Origin of the sequence: Streptomyces venezuelae, from assembly GCF_008642315.1 — a bacterium.
Lineage (GTDB): Bacteria > Actinomycetota > Actinomycetes > Streptomycetales > Streptomycetaceae > Streptomyces > Streptomyces venezuelae_D.
The window spans coordinates 7,027,949-7,044,607 of sequence record NZ_CP029192.1 but is presented as its reverse complement, the minus strand read 5'-3'; the positions used below and the strand labels follow the sequence as shown (position 1 = coordinate 7,044,607).

General features: G+C 71.4%; 11 protein-coding genes. 3 read left to right on the top strand and 8 right to left on the bottom strand.

The genetic code is table 11. From position 1 onward, the window contains the following. Positions 1-398 precede the first annotated feature (398 nt). Complete coding sequence (locus tag DEJ48_RS31085; protein WP_150219496.1) at positions 399-1,406, top strand: lytic polysaccharide monooxygenase; 1,008 nt, start codon at positions 399-401, stop codon at positions 1,404-1,406. Positions 1,407-1,459: 53 nt separating this feature from the next. Here the strand turns inward: DEJ48_RS31085 and DEJ48_RS31080 are convergent, their stop codons facing one another. From DEJ48_RS31080 to DEJ48_RS31070, 3 genes are all read right to left on the bottom strand, one after another. Then, complete coding sequence (locus DEJ48_RS31080; RefSeq protein ID WP_150219495.1) at positions 1,460-2,332, bottom strand: esterase/lipase family protein; 873 nt, start codon at positions 2,330-2,332, stop codon at positions 1,460-1,462. 195 nt (positions 2,333-2,527) lie between these two features. Next, positions 2,528-3,532 (bottom strand): DNA polymerase thumb domain-containing protein, encoded by a 1,005-nt coding sequence (locus DEJ48_RS31075; protein ID WP_150219494.1) that lies wholly within the window; start codon positions 3,530-3,532, stop codon positions 2,528-2,530. Beyond that, complete coding sequence (locus DEJ48_RS31070; RefSeq protein ID WP_150219493.1) at positions 3,529-6,993, bottom strand: DNA polymerase III subunit alpha; 3,465 nt, start codon at positions 6,991-6,993, stop codon at positions 3,529-3,531. Before DEJ48_RS31070 ends, DEJ48_RS31075 begins: the two co-directional genes overlap by 4 nt. A gap of 183 nt (positions 6,994-7,176) precedes the next feature. Between DEJ48_RS31070 and DEJ48_RS31065 the strand changes: the two genes are divergently transcribed. Beyond that, the gene (locus DEJ48_RS31065) at positions 7,177-8,238 is read left to right on the top strand and encodes a DUF3533 domain-containing protein (RefSeq protein ID WP_150219492.1); all 1,062 of its coding nucleotides are present in this window, start codon (positions 7,177-7,179) and stop codon (positions 8,236-8,238) included. A gap of 39 nt (positions 8,239-8,277) precedes the next feature. Then, positions 8,278-9,426 carry an AAA family ATPase gene (locus DEJ48_RS31060; protein WP_150219491.1) on the top strand — a complete coding sequence of 383 codons (1,149 nt, stop codon included), beginning with the start codon at positions 8,278-8,280 and terminating at the stop codon, positions 9,424-9,426. 88 nt (positions 9,427-9,514) lie between these two features. Here DEJ48_RS31060 and adhE read toward each other — a convergent pair whose 3' ends face one another. The 5 genes from adhE to DEJ48_RS31035 all read right to left on the bottom strand — a co-directional run bounded on the left by adhE (position 9,515) and on the right by DEJ48_RS31035 (position 16,654). Next, complete coding sequence (gene adhE / locus DEJ48_RS31055; RefSeq protein WP_150219490.1) at positions 9,515-12,121, bottom strand: bifunctional acetaldehyde-CoA/alcohol dehydrogenase; 2,607 nt, start codon at positions 12,119-12,121, stop codon at positions 9,515-9,517. A gap of 267 nt (positions 12,122-12,388) precedes the next feature. Beyond that, positions 12,389-13,468 carry a S1 family peptidase gene (locus DEJ48_RS31050; protein ID WP_150219489.1) on the bottom strand — a complete coding sequence of 360 codons (1,080 nt, stop codon included), beginning with the start codon at positions 13,466-13,468 and terminating at the stop codon, positions 12,389-12,391. A 279-nt stretch (positions 13,469-13,747) separates the two neighbouring features. Beyond that, complete coding sequence (locus tag DEJ48_RS31045; RefSeq protein ID WP_150219488.1) at positions 13,748-14,644, bottom strand: slipin family protein; 897 nt, start codon at positions 14,642-14,644, stop codon at positions 13,748-13,750. A gap of 135 nt (positions 14,645-14,779) precedes the next feature. Beyond that, a complete protein-coding gene (locus DEJ48_RS31040; RefSeq protein WP_150219487.1) occupies positions 14,780-15,682 on the bottom strand; it encodes a S1 family peptidase in 903 nt (300 codons plus the stop codon). A 171-nt stretch (positions 15,683-15,853) separates the two neighbouring features. Then, the gene (locus DEJ48_RS31035; RefSeq protein ID WP_150219486.1) at positions 15,854-16,654 is read right to left on the bottom strand and encodes a DUF1684 domain-containing protein; all 801 of its coding nucleotides are present in this window, start codon (positions 16,652-16,654) and stop codon (positions 15,854-15,856) included. Positions 16,655-16,659 lie beyond the last annotated feature (5 nt).

The window sequence follows — 16,659 nt, the reverse complement described above, 5'->3', positions numbered from 1 at the left end:
CCCAGCATTTGAACACCGGCCCACTCCAGCACGCCGGGCACGGCGTCGCACGCCAGCAGCCAACGGCACCGATGCGCTCCGAGGGAGCCGAGCAGGGGGCCACACGAGGCGATCCGCACCGGCCCCTCATGGACTCCCCCGGACCGACCCGTAGCTCACGTACTGGTCAAACAGGGGCGTCGCAGGGGCCCAGTCTGAGCCCCCGGTTAGCCCTCCCTTAAAGCGACCATAAGGATCACCGTCCCCCGCCCTCAGCAGGCGATTCCGCGGATTTCAGGGGCTAGTTTTCTGGTCGCCGGGGCGGTGACGAACCGTCGGTGCCGCTGGTGATCGGGGGGCCGTGCCGCCCGTTCGCCACTGCCCCGTGTCCCCTGAACCGCCGTTTGAGGAGAACCGCCATGTCTGCACGCCGCAAGGTCGCGAGCATCGCCGCCGTCGGTGTCGCGCCGCTCGCCCTGACCGCCCTTTCGGTCACGCCCGCCGCCGCGCACGGCTCGATGACGGACCCGGTCAGCCGGGTCTCCGCCTGCTTCCAGGAGGGGCCGGAGTCGCCCAAGTCGGCCGCCTGCAAGGCAGCGGTCGCGGCCAGTGGCGCGCAGGCCTTCTACGACTGGAACGGCGTGAACATCGCCAACGCCGCCGGGAAGTCGAAGGAGATCATCCCGGACGGGAAACTGTGCAGCGCCGGGAACGACAAGTACAAGGGCCTGGACCTGCCGCGCGCCGACTGGCCGTCCAGCAAGCTGGCCGCGGGCAACCACACGTTCCGCTACAAGGGCACCGCTCCGCACAAGGGCTCCTTCGAGCTGTTCGTCACGAAGGAGTCGTACGACCCGTCGAAGCCCCTGAAGTGGTCGGACCTGGAGGAGAAGCCCTTCGTCAAGGTCACCGACCCGAAGATGGAGAACGGGGATTACGTGTTCGACGGGAAGATTCCCGCCCGTGAGGGCCGGCACCTGATCTACTCGATCTGGCAGCGCTCCGATTCCCCCGAGGCCTTCTACACCTGCTCCGACGTCGTCTTCGGGAAGGACAGCGGTGGTTCGGGCGGCTCCGCCCCCGCTCCGGCCGCCTCCGCGCCCACCGACCAGGACATCGCGGCCGGCGCCGACAAGTCCTCCGTCGAGCACCACGGCCACGGGGACGCCGACGCCAAGACGGGCGCGGAGGCCACCGGGGCCGCGCCGGCGGCCCCGGCCGCGGACGACGCCGCCGACGCCAATCAGCCGGAGGTCAACGGCGGCGCCGAGAAGCCGGTCACCACGGCGAACGACAACCTCGCCGAGACCGGCGGCGACAGCACCACTCCGTACATCGCGATGGGTGGTGCCGCGATTCTCGCCATCGGTGCCGCGGCGATGTTCGCGACGACCCGCCGCCGGGCCGCCGGACGCCACGGCCGCTGAGGCCCGGACGGGTCGGTCGGAGCGGAGTCAGCGGAAACGACGCCGGGTACGTGTCACGACAGGCACGTGCTCGGCGTCGCGTGCGCCGGGTCCAGGGCGTTCGCCACCTCGTGGTGGGCGACGCGGTCCAGGATGCCGATCGCGACGTGCTCGGACAGGGCCAGGGGGCACAGGTCCTGGAGGGTGACGTTGTGGACGTTCGGGCCGTTCAGGAACTGGGTGCGGTACGGGGTGACGACCTCGTCGTACTTGGTGGCGATGACGGTGTAGCGCACGCCGGGCACCGTGTCGCCGCCCTCGTTGAGCTTGGTCAGGAAGGGCGATCCCGCGACCTGGTCGGCGAGGCTCGGGGTCCTGGTGGTCAGCAGGTCCTCGATGCCGGGGAAGTACGGCAGCAGCTTGGTCAGGCCGAGCAGCGTGGTGCCGTGGTTGTCGGGGGCGAGGCCGATCAGGGCGTTCACCTTGGCGGCGCCGCCGAGGAACTTGAGGTAGTGGCGCGGCATCATGCCGCCCTGCGAGTGTCCGACGAGGTCCGCCTTCTTCGCGCCCGTCGAGGCGAGCACCTTGTCGACGAAGACGTCGAGTTGCTCGGCCGACTTGTCGATGGGGCCGAGGCCGTTGAAGAAGGGGACGCCCGGCAGCTGGCCGTAGTCCAGGGAGTAGACGCAGTAGCCGCGCTTGACCAGGTAGGGCGCGAGGACGAGCCAGTTGTCGACGGAGTTCCCGAACGTGCCGTGCACGAGGACGACCGGGCGGGGGTGCGCGGCGGACGGCTTGCAGTCGTAGTCGTTCCAGCCCCGTGACGTCGACGCCGTCGAGGTCTGTGGCGTGTCGGCCGCGGCCGCGGCAACGGGGGTGAGGGTGACCGCGCCCGTGACGAGCAGGGCGGCGGCGAGCGCGCGCAGCGCTCGTCTCCAGGGCAGCATCGTGTGATCTCCTTGCGGCTCGGCTCAAGGGAGTTGCGGCGACGGAATGCGATGCCCCGTGATCCGGATCACCAGGATGTTGCGTGCACGACAAGCTACGCGCGAGTAGTGCAGGAGTGAAGTTACGCGTCGGCAAAAGTTCCAGCGATCACTGGCAGGGTTCACGGACGCACCAACGAGCGCGCGGCCCGGACGTCACGCCGCCAGCGTCCCCGGCACGATCGCGCCAGGACCGAACTTCGCCCGCGCCCGGTCGGCGACCTCCTCGATGCGGCGGGTCTTCTCGTCCGTCGGGTCGAACGACAGCTGGTGGGTGGCGTGTTCGGCGGGAGCGAGGCCCTCGGCGCGCAGGGAGAGGGCCCGCACCCGGGCCCGCTGGAGGCCCAGCGCCTCGTACATGCGGTACGCGGTCCTGGCCAGCTCGGTGGAGTGAGCGGTCCGTTCAGGGAGTGCCTTGGAACGGGTGATCGTCGAGTAGCCCGTGCGGTCGGCGTACCGCACCGTGAGCGCCAGCGTGCGGCATACCTGGTCCTCGCCGCGCATCCGCGCCCCAAGCTCCTCCGCGCCGGAGAGCAGCGCGCGGCGGTGCCGGAAGGGGTCCAGCTCGTCACGGGGGAAGGGCCGTTCGACGGAGAGCGAGCGCGCGGCGGCGTTCGGCACGACCCGGGTGCGGTCGACGCCCCGCGCCTTCTCGCTCAGTTCGCGGCCCGCGCGGGCGCCGACGAGCCGCTGCAGGGTGGACAGGGGCGCGGCGCCGACCTTCCCGAGGGAGTCGAGGCCGTACTCACAGAGGGTGCGGGCGGTGGCGCGGCCGATGCCGGGCAGCTCGCCGACCGGCCGGTCTGCGAGGAACTCCCTTACGCCGTCCGCCCCTTCGGGCACCGAGCGGGTCACGCCCGGGGCGGCGCCGCGCGCGGCCATCCGCGCCAGCATCGGCCCGGGCCCGGCGCCGATCGCGCACTCCACCCCGTACAGCGCGAGCGCCCGCACCCGGATCAGCGCGGCGAGGTCGACGGCGTCCCGCCCGAAGTACCGCCGCGCGCCCCGTACGTCGACGAACGCGGCGTCGGGCGGGAGCGCCTCGACCTGCGGGGTGAACTCCCCCAACAGGGAGAGGAGCTGGGGCAGCAGTGCCTCGTGCATCGGCGGCAGCAGGAAGCGTACGTAGAGGGTGCTCGCAGCACCGTGGGAGGTGTTCATCCCGCGCTCCCCGGGCTCCGGTGCCACAGCTTCCGTGTCGTCGCCGTCCCCTCGCCCGCCGGACGCAGGTCCGCCCAGGGGTTCATCTCGAAACCGTTGGCCAGCCGGATACGGCGGCCACCGGTCGGGTCCTTGCTCTCCTCTTCCCCCTCAGGGACGGGTTCCGGTTCCGCCAAGCGCAGCGCCACCGCGTCAAGGCCGCCCTCCGCGCGTACCTCCACCAGCTCCGCCAGGTTCCACGCCGCCGCGCCCACCACGCTGAGGCTGCGCGGCCCGCGGCGCTGCACCACGCCGCGTACGAGCAGCAGCCAGGAGTGGAAGACGGTGTGCGCGCACCGCTCGTGGGCGTCGTCGAAGAAGGCCAGGTCGATCAGGCCCGTGCCGTCGTCCAGCGTGGTGAAGATGACGCGCTTGCCGGAGCGGATCGGCGGGGTCTGCGTGGCGGCCTTGGCGCCCGCGACCAGGACGGTCGCGCCGTGTTCGGCCTCGCGCAGGCGCCGGGCGCTGAGCGCGCCGAGCTCCTCCAGGAAGGCGCGGTGGTCGCCCATGAGGTGGCGTGAGGAGTCCATGCCGAGGACGCCGAGTTCGGCGCTGAGCCGCTCCGCGTCGTCCAGGTCGGGCAGGCCCGCGGGCGCCGTCTTCCGGCCGCCCGCCAGGGGCAGTTGGGCGCCGGCCGCGCCCCGCGCGCCGCGCCGCAGCTCGGCCAGGTGCAGTTGCAGGTCGCGGCGGTTGGCGCCGAACGCGTCGAGCGCGCCGACCTGCGCGAGCCGCTGGGCGACCGGCTTGGAGGGCCTGGCGCGCTCCCAGAAGTCGACGAGCGAGGTGTAGGGCCGCCCGTCGGCGATCCGGGCGGCCTCGGCCTCGCTGATGCCGTGCACGTCGGAGAGCGCGAGCCGCAGCCCCCACATCTCACGCGGCTCGGACACCAGTTCGATACGGTGAGCGACCGCCGACCGGTTCACGTCCAGGGGAAGGATCGGCACGCCCCGCCGCCGCGCGTCCGCGAGCAGCAGCCGCTTCGGGTACATCCCGGGGTCGTGCGTGAGCAACCCGGCGTAGAACGCGGCCGGGTGATGGGCCTTCAGCCACGCCGACTGGTAGGTCGGCACGGCGAAGGCCACCGCGTGCGCCTTGCAGAAGCCGTACGAGCCGAAGGCCTCGACGATCCCCCAGGTGCGGCCGATGGTCTCCGCGTCGTACCCCCTGGCCGCCGCGTGCTGCGCGAACCAGAAGCGGATCCGGCCCTGCGACTCGGGGTCGGAGAGCCCGCGCCGCACCCGGTCCGCCTCGTCGCGCCCGCAGCCGGTCATGATGTCCACGATCTGGATGATCTGCTCGTGGAAGACGACGACGCCGTACGTCTCCTTCAGCGGCTCCGCGAGGTCGGGGTGCGGGTAGCGGACGGGCGCGCGGCCGTGCCGGGACTCGATGAAGGGCCGCACCATGTCGGCGGCGACCGGTCCGGGGCGGAACAGCGAGATGTCGACCACCAGGTCGTGGAAGGTCGCCGGCTGGAGCCGCCCGACCAGGTCGCGCTGGCCCGGCGACTCGATCTGGAAGCAGCCCAGCGTCTCGGTGGACTGGATGAGCCGGTACGTCGCCGGGTCGCCCGGCGGCACCTGGCGCGGGTCGTCGAGGTCCACGGCGTCACCCGTGGCCCGCTCGACCTCCGCCACCGCGTGCGCCATCGCCGACTGCATCCGCACGCCGAGCACGTCCAGCTTGAGCAGGCCGAGGTCCTCGACGTCGTCCTTGTCGAACTGCGACATGGGCAGGCCCTCTCCACTGGTCGGCATCACGGGGGTGCGGGCGAGCAGCGAGGCGTCGGAGAGCAGCACTCCGCACGGGTGCATGGCGACACCGCGCGGCAGCGCGTCCAGCGCCTCGACGAGGCCCCACAGCCGGTCGCGGTCGCCCAGCTCCTCGGCGATCTCCCGGAGTTCGGGCAGCTCCTTCATCGCGGAGCGGGCGTCGCGGGCGCGGATGTGCGGGAAGGCCTTGGCGATCCGGTCGATGTCGGCCGGGTCCATGGACAGGGCGGCGCCCACGTCGCGTACGGCATGGCGCACCCGGTACGTCTCGGGCATGGCGACCGTCGCGACGCGCTCGGGGCCGAAGCGGCCGATGATCGCGCGGTAGACCTCCAGGCGGCGGGCCGACTCGACGTCGATGTCGATGTCCGGCAGGACGTGCCGCCGCTTGGAGAGGAACCGTTCCATGAGCAGCCCGTGCTCGACGGGGTCGGCGTGCGCGATGCCGATGAGGTGGTTGACCAGGGAACCGGCGCCGGAGCCGCGCGCCGCGACCCGGATGCCCAGGTCGCGCACGTCGTCGACGACCTGCGCCACGGTCAGGAAGTACGAGGCGTATCCGTGGTGGTCGATGATGTCCAGCTCGTGGTGCATCCGCTCCCAGTAGTCGCGCCGGGAGTCGTAGCCGCGCAGGACCATGCCCGCCGCGGCCCGCGAGGCGAGGACGCGCTGCGCGGTGCGGCGCCCCGCGCCGACGAGGTGCGGTTCGGGGAAGCGTACGGAGCCGATGCCGATGTCGTCCTCGGGGTCGACGAGGCATTCGGCGGCGGCCGTCCTCGTCTGTTCGACGAGGCGGTGGGCGGTGTCGCGGCGGAAGCCCGCGGCCTCGACGACGCGTTCGGCGACGTGCAGCATGGCGTCGGCGCCCTTCAGCCACCGCTCGCCGCTGTCGAGTTCCTTGGTCGGGTCGACGGGGACGAGGCGGCGTGCGGCGTCGAGGACGTCGGCGACCGGGCCCTGACCGGGGTCCGCGTAGCGCACGGCGTTGCTGAGGACGGGGCGCACGCCCTGCTCGGCGGCGAAGCCGACGGTGCGCGCGGCCAGGCGCAGGGAGCCGGGGCCCGTGCCCTCGCGGCCGTGCCAGACGGACTCCAGGCGCAGTCCGTCGCCGTACCGCTCGCGCCAGGGGGCGAGGAGGCGGGCGGCCCGGTCGGGGCGGCCCGCGGCGAGCGCGCGCCCGACGTCGGACGCGGGGCCGAGCAGTACGGTCAGGCCCTCGCCGTGGTTCTCCTGCCAGGGCAGGACGGGCTGCCCCTGGGTCTGCCCCTGCCCCTGCGCCGTGCCGTCGCGGTGCGCGGCGGTGACCAGGCGGCAGAGCGCGGCCCAGCCGGTGGCGCCGTCCCTGGCGAGGAAGGTGACGCGGGGTGTCGACTCGTCGATGAAGGCGCCGCCGCGCACGGGGGCCCGCCGGTGCTCCCCCCTCGTGGGGGCGGGTGCGCCCACCGCGAGCTCGGCACCGAACAGTGGCCGCACACCCGCCTTGGCCGCGGCCTTGGCGAACCGGACGGTGCCCGCGAGGGTGTCCCGGTCGGTGAGCGCGAGGGCGTCCATGCCGCGTTCGGCGGCGCGCTCGGCGAGCCGCTCCGGGTGCGATGCGCCGTAGCGCAGGGAGAATCCGGAGACGGTGTGCAGATGCGTGAAGCCGGGCACACGCACCTCCTGAAACTCCGAACCGAACCGATCTGACATCCCCCGTCTCCACCATAGACCAGTTTCGAACTCACGTACGACACATACGTTCGATTAGTGTACGAGGGCTGCCCCGGCCCGCCCGTATCGTCCGTTCGGCCCATCCCACCTGCGCAAACGCCCCGCACCCCGGAGCGTGGAGGCATGAGGTTCGCCGACGAATTGAAGAGCGCCGTCACCCCGCGAGCAGCCCTGCTCGTCATCGGCGTACTCGCCCTGCAGCTGCTGTTCATCGCCTCCTACGTAGGGGCCCTGCACAATCCGAAGCCCAGAGACGTGCCCTTCGGAGTCGTTGCCCCCGGCGCCGCGGCCGAGCAGACCGCCGACAAGCTGAAGAAGCTCCCCGGCGACCCGCTCGACCCGCGCGTCCTCAAGGACGAGGCAGCGGCCCGCCACCAGATCATGAACCGCGACATCGACGGCGCCCTGCTCGTCGACCCGCGCGGCACCACCGACACCCTCCTGGTCGCCTCCGGCGGCGGCACCGCCCTCTCCAGAACCCTCACCACGCTCACCACCGACGTCGACGCGGCCGAGAAGCGCACGGTGAAGACCGTCGACGTGGCTCCCGCCTCCGACCAGGACTTCAACGGACTCTCGTCCTTCTACCTGGTCGTCGGCTGGTGCGTCGGCGGCTACCTGTGCGCCTCGATCCTCGCGATCAGCGCGGGCTCCCGGGCCTCCAACGTGCCGCGCGCGGTCATCAGGCTAGGCACCATGGCGCTCTACTCGATCGTCGGCGGGCTCGGCGGCGCGATCATCATCGGGCCGATCCTCGGCGCCCTGCCCGGCAGCGTCCTCGGCCTCTGGGGCCTCGGCGCCCTGGTGATCTTCGGCGTCGGCGCGGTCACCCTCGCCCTGCAGGCACTCACCGGCATCGTGGGCATCGGCCTGGCCGTCCTCCTCGTCGTCATCGGCGGCAACCCCAGCGCGGGCGGCGCCTTCCCGCTGCCGATGCTGCCGCCCTTCTGGGAGGCGATCGGGCCCTGGCTGCAGCCGGGCGCGGGCACCTGGGTCGCCCGCTCCATCGCGTACTTCGACGGGAACTCGATCACCCGCCCGCTCCTCGTCCTCTCCGCCTGGGCGGTCCTCGGCGTCGTCGTCACCCTCGCCCTGTCCGCCCGGCGCAAGGCGCACAACGGCAACAACATCGACCTCAGCGGGACGAACTACGGCAGCGTCGGCGGCAGCAGCCGCTTCGGGTGACGAAGGGCGTTGTCAGACCCGGGTGCGAAGCTGAAACGCATGATCCGCACACTCGCCGTCGAGAACTACCGCTCCCTGCGCAAGCTGATCGTCCCGCTGGACCGGCTGAACGTGATCACGGGGGCGAACGGCACGGGCAAGTCCAGCCTGTACCGCTCGCTGCGCCTGCTCGCCGACTCCGCCACGGGCGGCGCGGTCGCCGCCCTGGCCCGCGAGGGCGGCCTGCCGTCCGCGCTCTGGGCGGGCGAGCGGAAGGCCGAGCCCACAGGACTGAAGCTCGGCTTCGCCGGCGACGAGTTCGGGTACGCGGTGGACTTCGGCCTCCCCCAGTCCAGCGGCGCCGGCCCGCGGGGCGCGCCGTCGCTCTTCCAGCTCGACCCCGAGATCAAGCGCGAGTCCACCTGGGCGGGCCCCGTCCTGCGGCCCGCGGCGCTGCTCTGCGACCGCGCGGGCCCCGCGGTGCGCACCCGCACGGCCGACGGCGGCTGGCACCGCAGCCAGGGCATCCGGCCGTACGACAGCATGCTGAGCGAGTTCGCCGACCCGCAGCTGGCACCCGACCTGCTGCGGCTGCGCGAGCTGATCCGCTCCTGGCGGTTCTACGACCACGTGCGCACCGACGCCGACGCGCCCGCCCGCGCCGCCCGCATCGGCACCCGCACGCCGGTCCTCTCCCACGACGGCGCGGATCTGGCCGCCGCCCTCCAGACCATCCGCGAGATCGGCGACGACGAGGCGCTCGACGAGGCGGTGGACGACGCCTTCCCCGGCAGCCGGGTCAGCGTCGTCGACAACGGCGGCCGGTTCGAGCTCCAGCTTCACCAGCACGGGCTGCTGCGCCCGCTGGGCCCCGCCGAGCTGTCCGACGGCACGCTGCGCTACCTCCTGTGGGCCGCCGCGCTCCTCACTCCCCGCCCGCCGTCCCTCCTCGTCCTGAACGAGCCGGAGACGAGCCTGCACCCGGATCTCCTGCGCCCGCTGGCCGACCTGATCGTCGCCGCGACGAAGGACACGCAGGTCGTCCTGGTGACCCACGCCCGCCCTCTCGCCGAAGCGGTGGCCAAGGGCGCGGCCCGCCACCGGGTCGATGTCAACTCCGTGGAGCTGCTCAAGGAGTCGGGCCGAACGACGGTGGCGGGCCGGGAAGGCTTTCTGGACGAGCCCTTGTGGTACTGGCCGAAGCGATGAGGCGCCCCTGGGACGCCCCGTAGGGGCGCTCCAGGGGCGCGGGGAACTGCGCGACAAGCCACGACGGCCCCGCAGTCGGCAACCGGGATCAGGCCCCTCCCCCGTCCCCGTAATACGCCTGCCGCATCAACGTCTCCATCTCGGAGAGCATCGGCATCCGCGGATTGGCGGGCGCGCACTGGTCCGCGTACGCGTTCATCGCCTGCTGCGGCAGAGCCTCCAGAAAGGCCGCCTCGTCCACACCCTCCTCCTGGAAGGACGCGGGGATACCGCACTTCGCACGCAGGTCCTCGACCGCACGGGCATAGGACTCGACGCCCTCCTCCGGGGAGCCCGCCGGCAGGCCCAGCATCCGGGCGATCTCCTGGAACCGCTCGGGCGCCCGGTAGACCTCCGCCTTCGGCCACGGCGTCGCCTTGCCTGACACCGTGCCGTTGTGCCGGATGACGTGCGGCAGGAGCAGCGCGTTGGTGCGGCCGTGGGCGACGTGGAACGTGTTGCCGAGGGTGTGCGCCATGGCATGGACCAGGCCGAGGAAGGCGTTGGCGAAGGCCATGCCCGCGACAGTCGAGGCGTTGTGCATCTTCTCGCGCGCCTCGGGGTCCTTCGCCCCGTCCACGACGCACCGCTCCAGGTTCTCGAAGATGAGCTTGATGGCCTGGAGGCAGAGCCCGTCGGTGTAGTCGTTCGCGTACGCCGACACGTACGCCTCCGTCGCGTGGGTCAGCGCGTCGAAACCGGAGTCGGCGGTGACGGTCGCCGGGAGCCGCATCGGCAGGACGGGGTCGACGATCGCGACGTTCGGGGTGAGCGCGTAGTCGGCGAGGGGGTACTTCTGCGCGGCCGCCGGGTCGGAGATGACCGCGAACGGGGTGACCTCCGAGCCGGTGCCCGACGTGGTCGGGACGGCCACCAGCTGCGCCTTCTCACCGAGCCCCGGGAACTTGAACGCCCGCTTGCGGATGTCGAAGAACTTCTCCTTGGTGTCCGCGAACTCGACCTCGGGGTGCTCGTACATGAGCCACATGATCTTCGCCGCGTCCATCGGCGAGCCGCCGCCGAGGGCGATGATCGTGTCCGGCTCGAAGTCCCGCATCAGGGCGGCGCCCGCCCGCACCGTGGAGAGCTCCGGGTTGGGCTCCACGGTGTCGATGACCTGGACGGTGACGGCCGACGGGCGGGCCGCGAGGATGTCGGTCACGCGGGCGACGAAGCCGAGCGTCGACATGGTCTTGTCGGTGACGATCGAGACCCGCTTGATGCCGTCCATCTCACCGAGGTAGCGCAGCGCGTTGCGCTCGAAGTAGATCTTCGGCGGGACCTTGAACCACTGCATGTTGTTGTTGCGCCGTCCGATCCGCTTGATGTTGACCAGGTTGACCGCGGAGACGTTGTTGGACACCGAGTTGTGTCCGTAGCTGCCGCAGCCGAGGGTGAGCGAGGGGAGGAAGGAGTTGTAGACGTCGCCGATGCCGCCGAAGGTGGAGGGCGCGTTGACGATGACGCGGACCGCCTTGACGCGCTTGCCGAACTCCTCGGCGAGCTCCTCGTCCTCGGTGTGGATGGCGGCGCTGTGCCCGAGTCCGTGGAACTCGACCATCCGGGCGGCCAGTTCGAGGCCGTGCTCGGTGGTGTCGGCCTTCAGGGCGGCGAGTATCGGGGAGAGCTTCTCGCGGGTGAGCGGTTCGCCCTCGCCGACCTCGGCGCACTCGGCGACGATGACCGACGTGCCGTCGGGTACCTCGAACCCGGCCTGTTCGGCGATCCACTGCGGGGACCTGCCGACGACGTCCGCGTTCAGCTTGGCGCCCGAGCAGTTGTTGGCGAAGGCGGTCGTGCCGAAGACGAACTCCTCCAGCTTGGTCTTCTCGGCCGCCGTGACGACGTACGCGCCGAGCCGCCGGAACTCCTCGATCCCCTCGTCGTAGATCTCCTCGTCGAGGATGACGGCCTGCTCGGAGGCGCAGATCATGCCGTGGTCGAAGGCCTTGGAGAGCACGATGTCGTGCACGGCCCTGCGCAGTTTGCCGCTGCGTGCGACGTACGCGGGTACGTTGCCCGCGCCGACGCCGAGCGCGGGCTTGCCGCAGGAGTAGGCGGCCTTCACCATCGCGTTGCCGCCGGTGGCGAGGATCGTGGAGATGCCGTCGTGGTTCATGAGGAGACCGGTGGCCTCCATCGAGGGCTCCTCGATCCACTGCACGCAGTCCTCGGGCGCGCCCGCCTCGACCGCCGCGTCCCGCACGATCCGCGCGGCCTCGGCGGAGCAGCGCTGGGCGCTCGGATGGAAGGCGAAGACGATCGGGTTGCGGGTCTTGAGGGCGATGAGCGCCTTGAAGATCGTGGTGGAGGTCGGGTTGGTCACCGGGGTCATCGCGCAGACGACGCCCACCGGTTCGGCGATCTCGGTGACACCGTTCAGTTCGTCGCGGGAGACGACGCCCGCGGTCTTCAGTCCGCGCAGCGAGTTGACGACGTGCTCGCAGGCGAAGAGGTTCTTGACGGCCTTGTCCTCGAAGAGGCCGCGGCCGGTCTCCTCGACCGCCTGCCGCGCGAGCTCCCCGTGCCGGCTCAGCGCGGCGAGGGAGGCCTTCTTGACGATGTGGTCGACCTGCCCCTGGTCGTACGTCGCGAACCGGCCGAGGGCCGTGAGCGCCCTCTCGACCAGTCCGTCCACCATCTCGTTGGCCTGCATGGTGGCACTCCTTCGTCGGATTCGTCGGAACCTTTTTCGCTACACCTCAATTCCACACCTGCACGCCTCCCGCGAGGCACCGAAAAGGGCCTCAGCCGTCGGGCACAAGGTCCTTTCGGGGAATCATAGAGACGAGCTAAACAGTGCTCGACCTGCACAGATCTCGGGTGACTTTGGACCCATGCGCGCTTGTGAAAACTTTCACAAGAAATGCGAAAAACCCCGCCCCCGCATTTGCGGGGGCGGGGCGTGAAGCGTCCTTCGGGGTCAGCCGATTTCCGCCCCGTACGCCGAGAGGGCCTCCGGAACCGGCTGGAAGAAGGTCTCGCCGCCGGACGAGCAGTCGCCGCTGCCGCCCGAGGTGAGACCGAGCGCGGTGTCGCCGGCGAAGAGCGCGCCGCCGCTGTCGCCGGGCTCGGCGCAGACCGTGGTCTGGATCAGACCGTCGACCTGGCCCTCCTGGTAGTTGACCGTGGCGTCGAGCGCGGTGACGTCACCGTCGTGCACCTGGGTGGTGCTGCCGCTGCGCGTCACCTTCTGCCCGACCGTGGCGTCCCCGGCCTTGCTGATCGCCTGGGTGCCGCCGTAGAGGTTCACCTCGCTGGGGTGCGGGGTGTCGGCCGTGTACTTCACGATGGCGTAGTCGTTGCCCGGGAAGCTGGACTCCTCCGTGGCGCCGATCTCCGAGCCGCCCTGCGAGTCGGACCAGCTCTTCACCGCGTTGCCGCAGTGCCCCGCCGTCAGGAAGTACGGCTCGCCGCCCTTGACGACGTTGAAGCCGAGCGAGCAGCGCGAGCCGCTCCCCCAGATCGCGTCGCCACCGGCGATGAAGGCCTTGTACTCGCCCTTGCTCTGCTTGAGCTCGGCCTTGCCGCCGAGGCTCTTCACGATCGAGGCGACCTTGTCGAGCTTCGCGCCCTTGACCGTGCGGTCGGCCGTGACGACGACCTTGTTGGTGGCCGGGTCCATCGCCCACGAGGTGCCGGGCACGGCCGCCTTGTCGTCGAGCGTCGCGCGGGCGCTCTTCAGCTCGGCGAGGGAGTTCTCGACGATTCTGGCCTTGCCGCCCGCCGACTCGACGGCGTCCGCCGCGCTCTCGTTCAGCACGTTCACGACGAGGGCCTTGGCCTTCGCGTCGTAGTACGTGCCCGCCGCGTCCGCGCCGAGCTCCTTGCCCAGCGACGAGGCGAGCTTTCCGGCCTTGGCGACGGAGAGGGTGTCCGGGGTGGGGGTGGGGGAGTTCTCGCTCGCGTTCGCGGTCTGGAAGGTGATTCCCGCGGCGACCAGCGCGGCGATGCCCGCGCCTGCCACGGCGGCACGGCGCTTGGGTATGCGTCGGTGCTTCAAAGCTCACGACCTCCTGTGGGGGGACCGACCCGTCCGGCGTGGGGGCCTCGCGGGTCGCGGGTTTTGCGCAGCACGGAACCACCACGCTGAATTAGCCGCGTCCATGCCAAGTTGACCTCGCTAACTATCCCGACGCCATCCGGTCGCACACAAGGTCCACTTCAGGACGCGCATGCGGGAACGACCGTGCGCCCCTTGCGCGTTGAGTGAGCCGGGTCACAGCACGTCGGTTCGGTTTGCAAACACCGCGCGCGAGGAACGGTCGTCAGCCGGTAAGGACTAGTCCTGTCCGGATCTCGACCCCGCGGAAGGGTCCAGCTCTCCGACTTCCGCGCCCTCCGCCCCGGAAATCGACGGCTTCCCGGGCTCCGCGTGGTTCCCCTGCGGCTGCTGCGGCACAGCCTGCTGCGGCACCGCCTGCTGGGCCCGCTCCAGGAAGCGGAGCAGCTCCACGGGGAAGGGCAGGACGAGGGTGGAGTTCTTCTCGGCGGCGACGGCCACCACGGTCTGCAGGAGCCGGAGTTGCAGCGCGGCGGGCTCCTCGGACATCTCGTGGGCGGCCTCGGCGAGCTTCTTGGAGGCCTGGAGTTCCGCGTCGGCGTTGATGACGCGGGCGCGCCGCTCGCGGTCGGCCTCGGCCTGGCGGGCCATGGACCGCTTCATCGTCTCGGGCAGCGACACGTCCTTGATCTCGACGCGGTCGATCTGCACGCCCCACCCGATGGCCGGGGAGTCGATCATCAGCTCCAGGCCCTGGTTGAGCTTCTCGCGGTTGGACAGCAGGTCGTCCAGGTTGCTCTTGCCGATGATGGAGCGCAGCGACGTCTGGGCCATCTGCGAGACCGCGAAGCGGTAGTCCTCCACCTCGACGACCGCCTCGGCGGCGTCCATGACCTTGAAGTAGATGACGGCGTCGACGCGGACCGTGACGTTGTCGCGCGTGATGCCGTCCTGGGCGGGCACCGGCATCGTCACGATCTGCATGTTGACCCGGTGGAGCCGGTCCACCATGGGCACGATCATGGTGAACCCCGGGCCGCGCACGGTGCTCTGGAGCTTTCCGAGGCGCAGCACCACACCTCGCTCGTACTGTTTGATGACGCGCGCCGCCGCCATCGCGTAGACCGCTCCGAGCGACCCGAGGGTCACCCCCACCGCCACCAGCTCCTCGACCATGCCGGCCCCCCAGGGTCCGAATTGGGCGTGTTGCGCGCTCCTTCGAAGGTAGCTCGACCCTGGGGCAAGAGCGAGCCCCCGCCCGGTGTCCGGGCGGGGGCCTGTGCCGGTGAGTCCGCGTCAGCGGGTGCTGTGTCAGTAGACGCTGACGTTGTACGCGCGCAGCGCCTCGGTGACCGGCTGGAAGAACGTGGTGCCGCCGGACGAGCAGTTGCCGCTGCCGCCGGAGGTCAGGCCGAGGGCCGTCGAGCCCGAGTACAGCGGGCCGCCGCTGTCGCCGGGCTCGGCGCAGACCGTGGTCTTGATCATGCCGTAGACGACGTCGCCGCCGCCGTAGTTCACGGTCTGGTTCAGCGCGGTGACGCGGCCGCTGTGCGTGCCGGTCGTGGAGCCGCGCCGGGTGACGTTCTGTCCGACGGTCGGGTCGGCGGCCCGGGTGATGTCCTGGCTGCCCACGGTGCCGGACTTGGTGACGGAGTTATTCGTGTACTTGACGATGCCGTAGTCGTTGGTCGGGAAGCTGGAGCCCGACGTGGTGCCGAGCACGGTGGTCTTCGCCGAGTTGGACCACCAGGTGGTCGCGCCGTCGGTGCAGTGCCCCGCGGTCAGGAAGTAGTACGTGCTGCCGCTGCGCACGTTGAAGCCGAGCGAGCAGCGCCAGCTGCTGGCGTAGATCGCGTCGCCGCCGGAGATGTACTTCTGGAACGTGCCCGGGGTGCGCTCGATCTTCAGCGCGTCGGCGTTGGCGCCCGCCGCGTCCTCGATCTTCGCGATCTCGGCCTTGGAGACCGTGCTGTCGGCGGTGACGACGACCTGCTTGGTCTTCGGGTCGACGCCCCAGGCGGTGCCGGCGACGTCGGCGCCGAGGACGGCGTCGCTGGCCTGTTCCAGCTGCGCGGCGCTGAAGGTCGCGGCGCCGTCCTGCGCGGTGGCCGCGGGCACGGCGAGCGCTCCTGCGGCGACGAGCCCGGTGGCCACGGCGAGCAGACGGGTGTGTCTCGATATGCCGCTGTGGGGGATGGTGCGCTTGATCCTCACGTTTTTCCCTCCCGAGGGAAGTCAGTGGGTCCTTGTGGGTTGAGGACCCGTGAGGCGCAGCCAAAGAGACAGCCCGGATTCCGGTTACGCCGTGCTCCTGACAAGCGCTGCTCGGGAGTATTGGGGGGTGGACACGAGCCGCACAAGGGCGCCTTTCGGCCGAGACGGGCTCTATGTGTCGCGAAGACTCCGCTCCCCCGCCGCGATGTCGACGGACAGCGTGTTGCCGGGCGGCGGGAAGGGGCAGATGAAGTGGTCGGCGAAGGCGCACGGGGGCAGCAGCGCACGGTTGAAGTCGACGGTGGTGCGGCCGTCGGCGTCCGGCGCGGCGGGCCGCAGGAAGCGGAAGCGGTAGCTGGAGACACCGCCGGTGGCATCCGCGAAGACCGCCCACAGCGACCCGTCGGCCTCCACGCTCACCTTGAGGGCGTGCTCGACTCCCCCGATCCTGAAGGAGAGTTCACCGCCGAGTCCGAGCCCGCGCTCCTTGCCGTCCGCGTTGCCGACCGTGACGGTGCGGTCCTCGTCGTACGGGACGAAGCGCCCCGGCACCGCCCAGCGCTCGTCGTACTCGGTGGCGTCGATGCCGCGGAAGGCGCGGCGCGCGGCGGAGTCCGGGTCGAAGTCGCGCACCGCCCACAGGCCTTCGCGCCGGACGACGACGAGGCGGCGCCCGCCGAGCGCGACGCGGGCGCCGGCGACCGGACCGCCGTCGGCGCCGAGGCGGGCCTCGCCGGTGAGGGGCGCACCGCCCACGGTGAGGCCGTCGTCCGGACCCGCGGTCAGGACGACCGCGTCGGGCGTGTCCGCCCAGTGTCCGGGGATGCCCGGCAGGTGTCCCTGCGGGTGGTCGGCGAGCCAGTGCGTGCCGGTGAGGGAGAGCGGCCCGTAGGGGGCCGACACCGTCTCCGTCCGCTGCTCGTGCCAGTGCTTCCAGTCCTGTGCCGCGTCCGCGGAGTGCCCGGTGCTCATGGTGA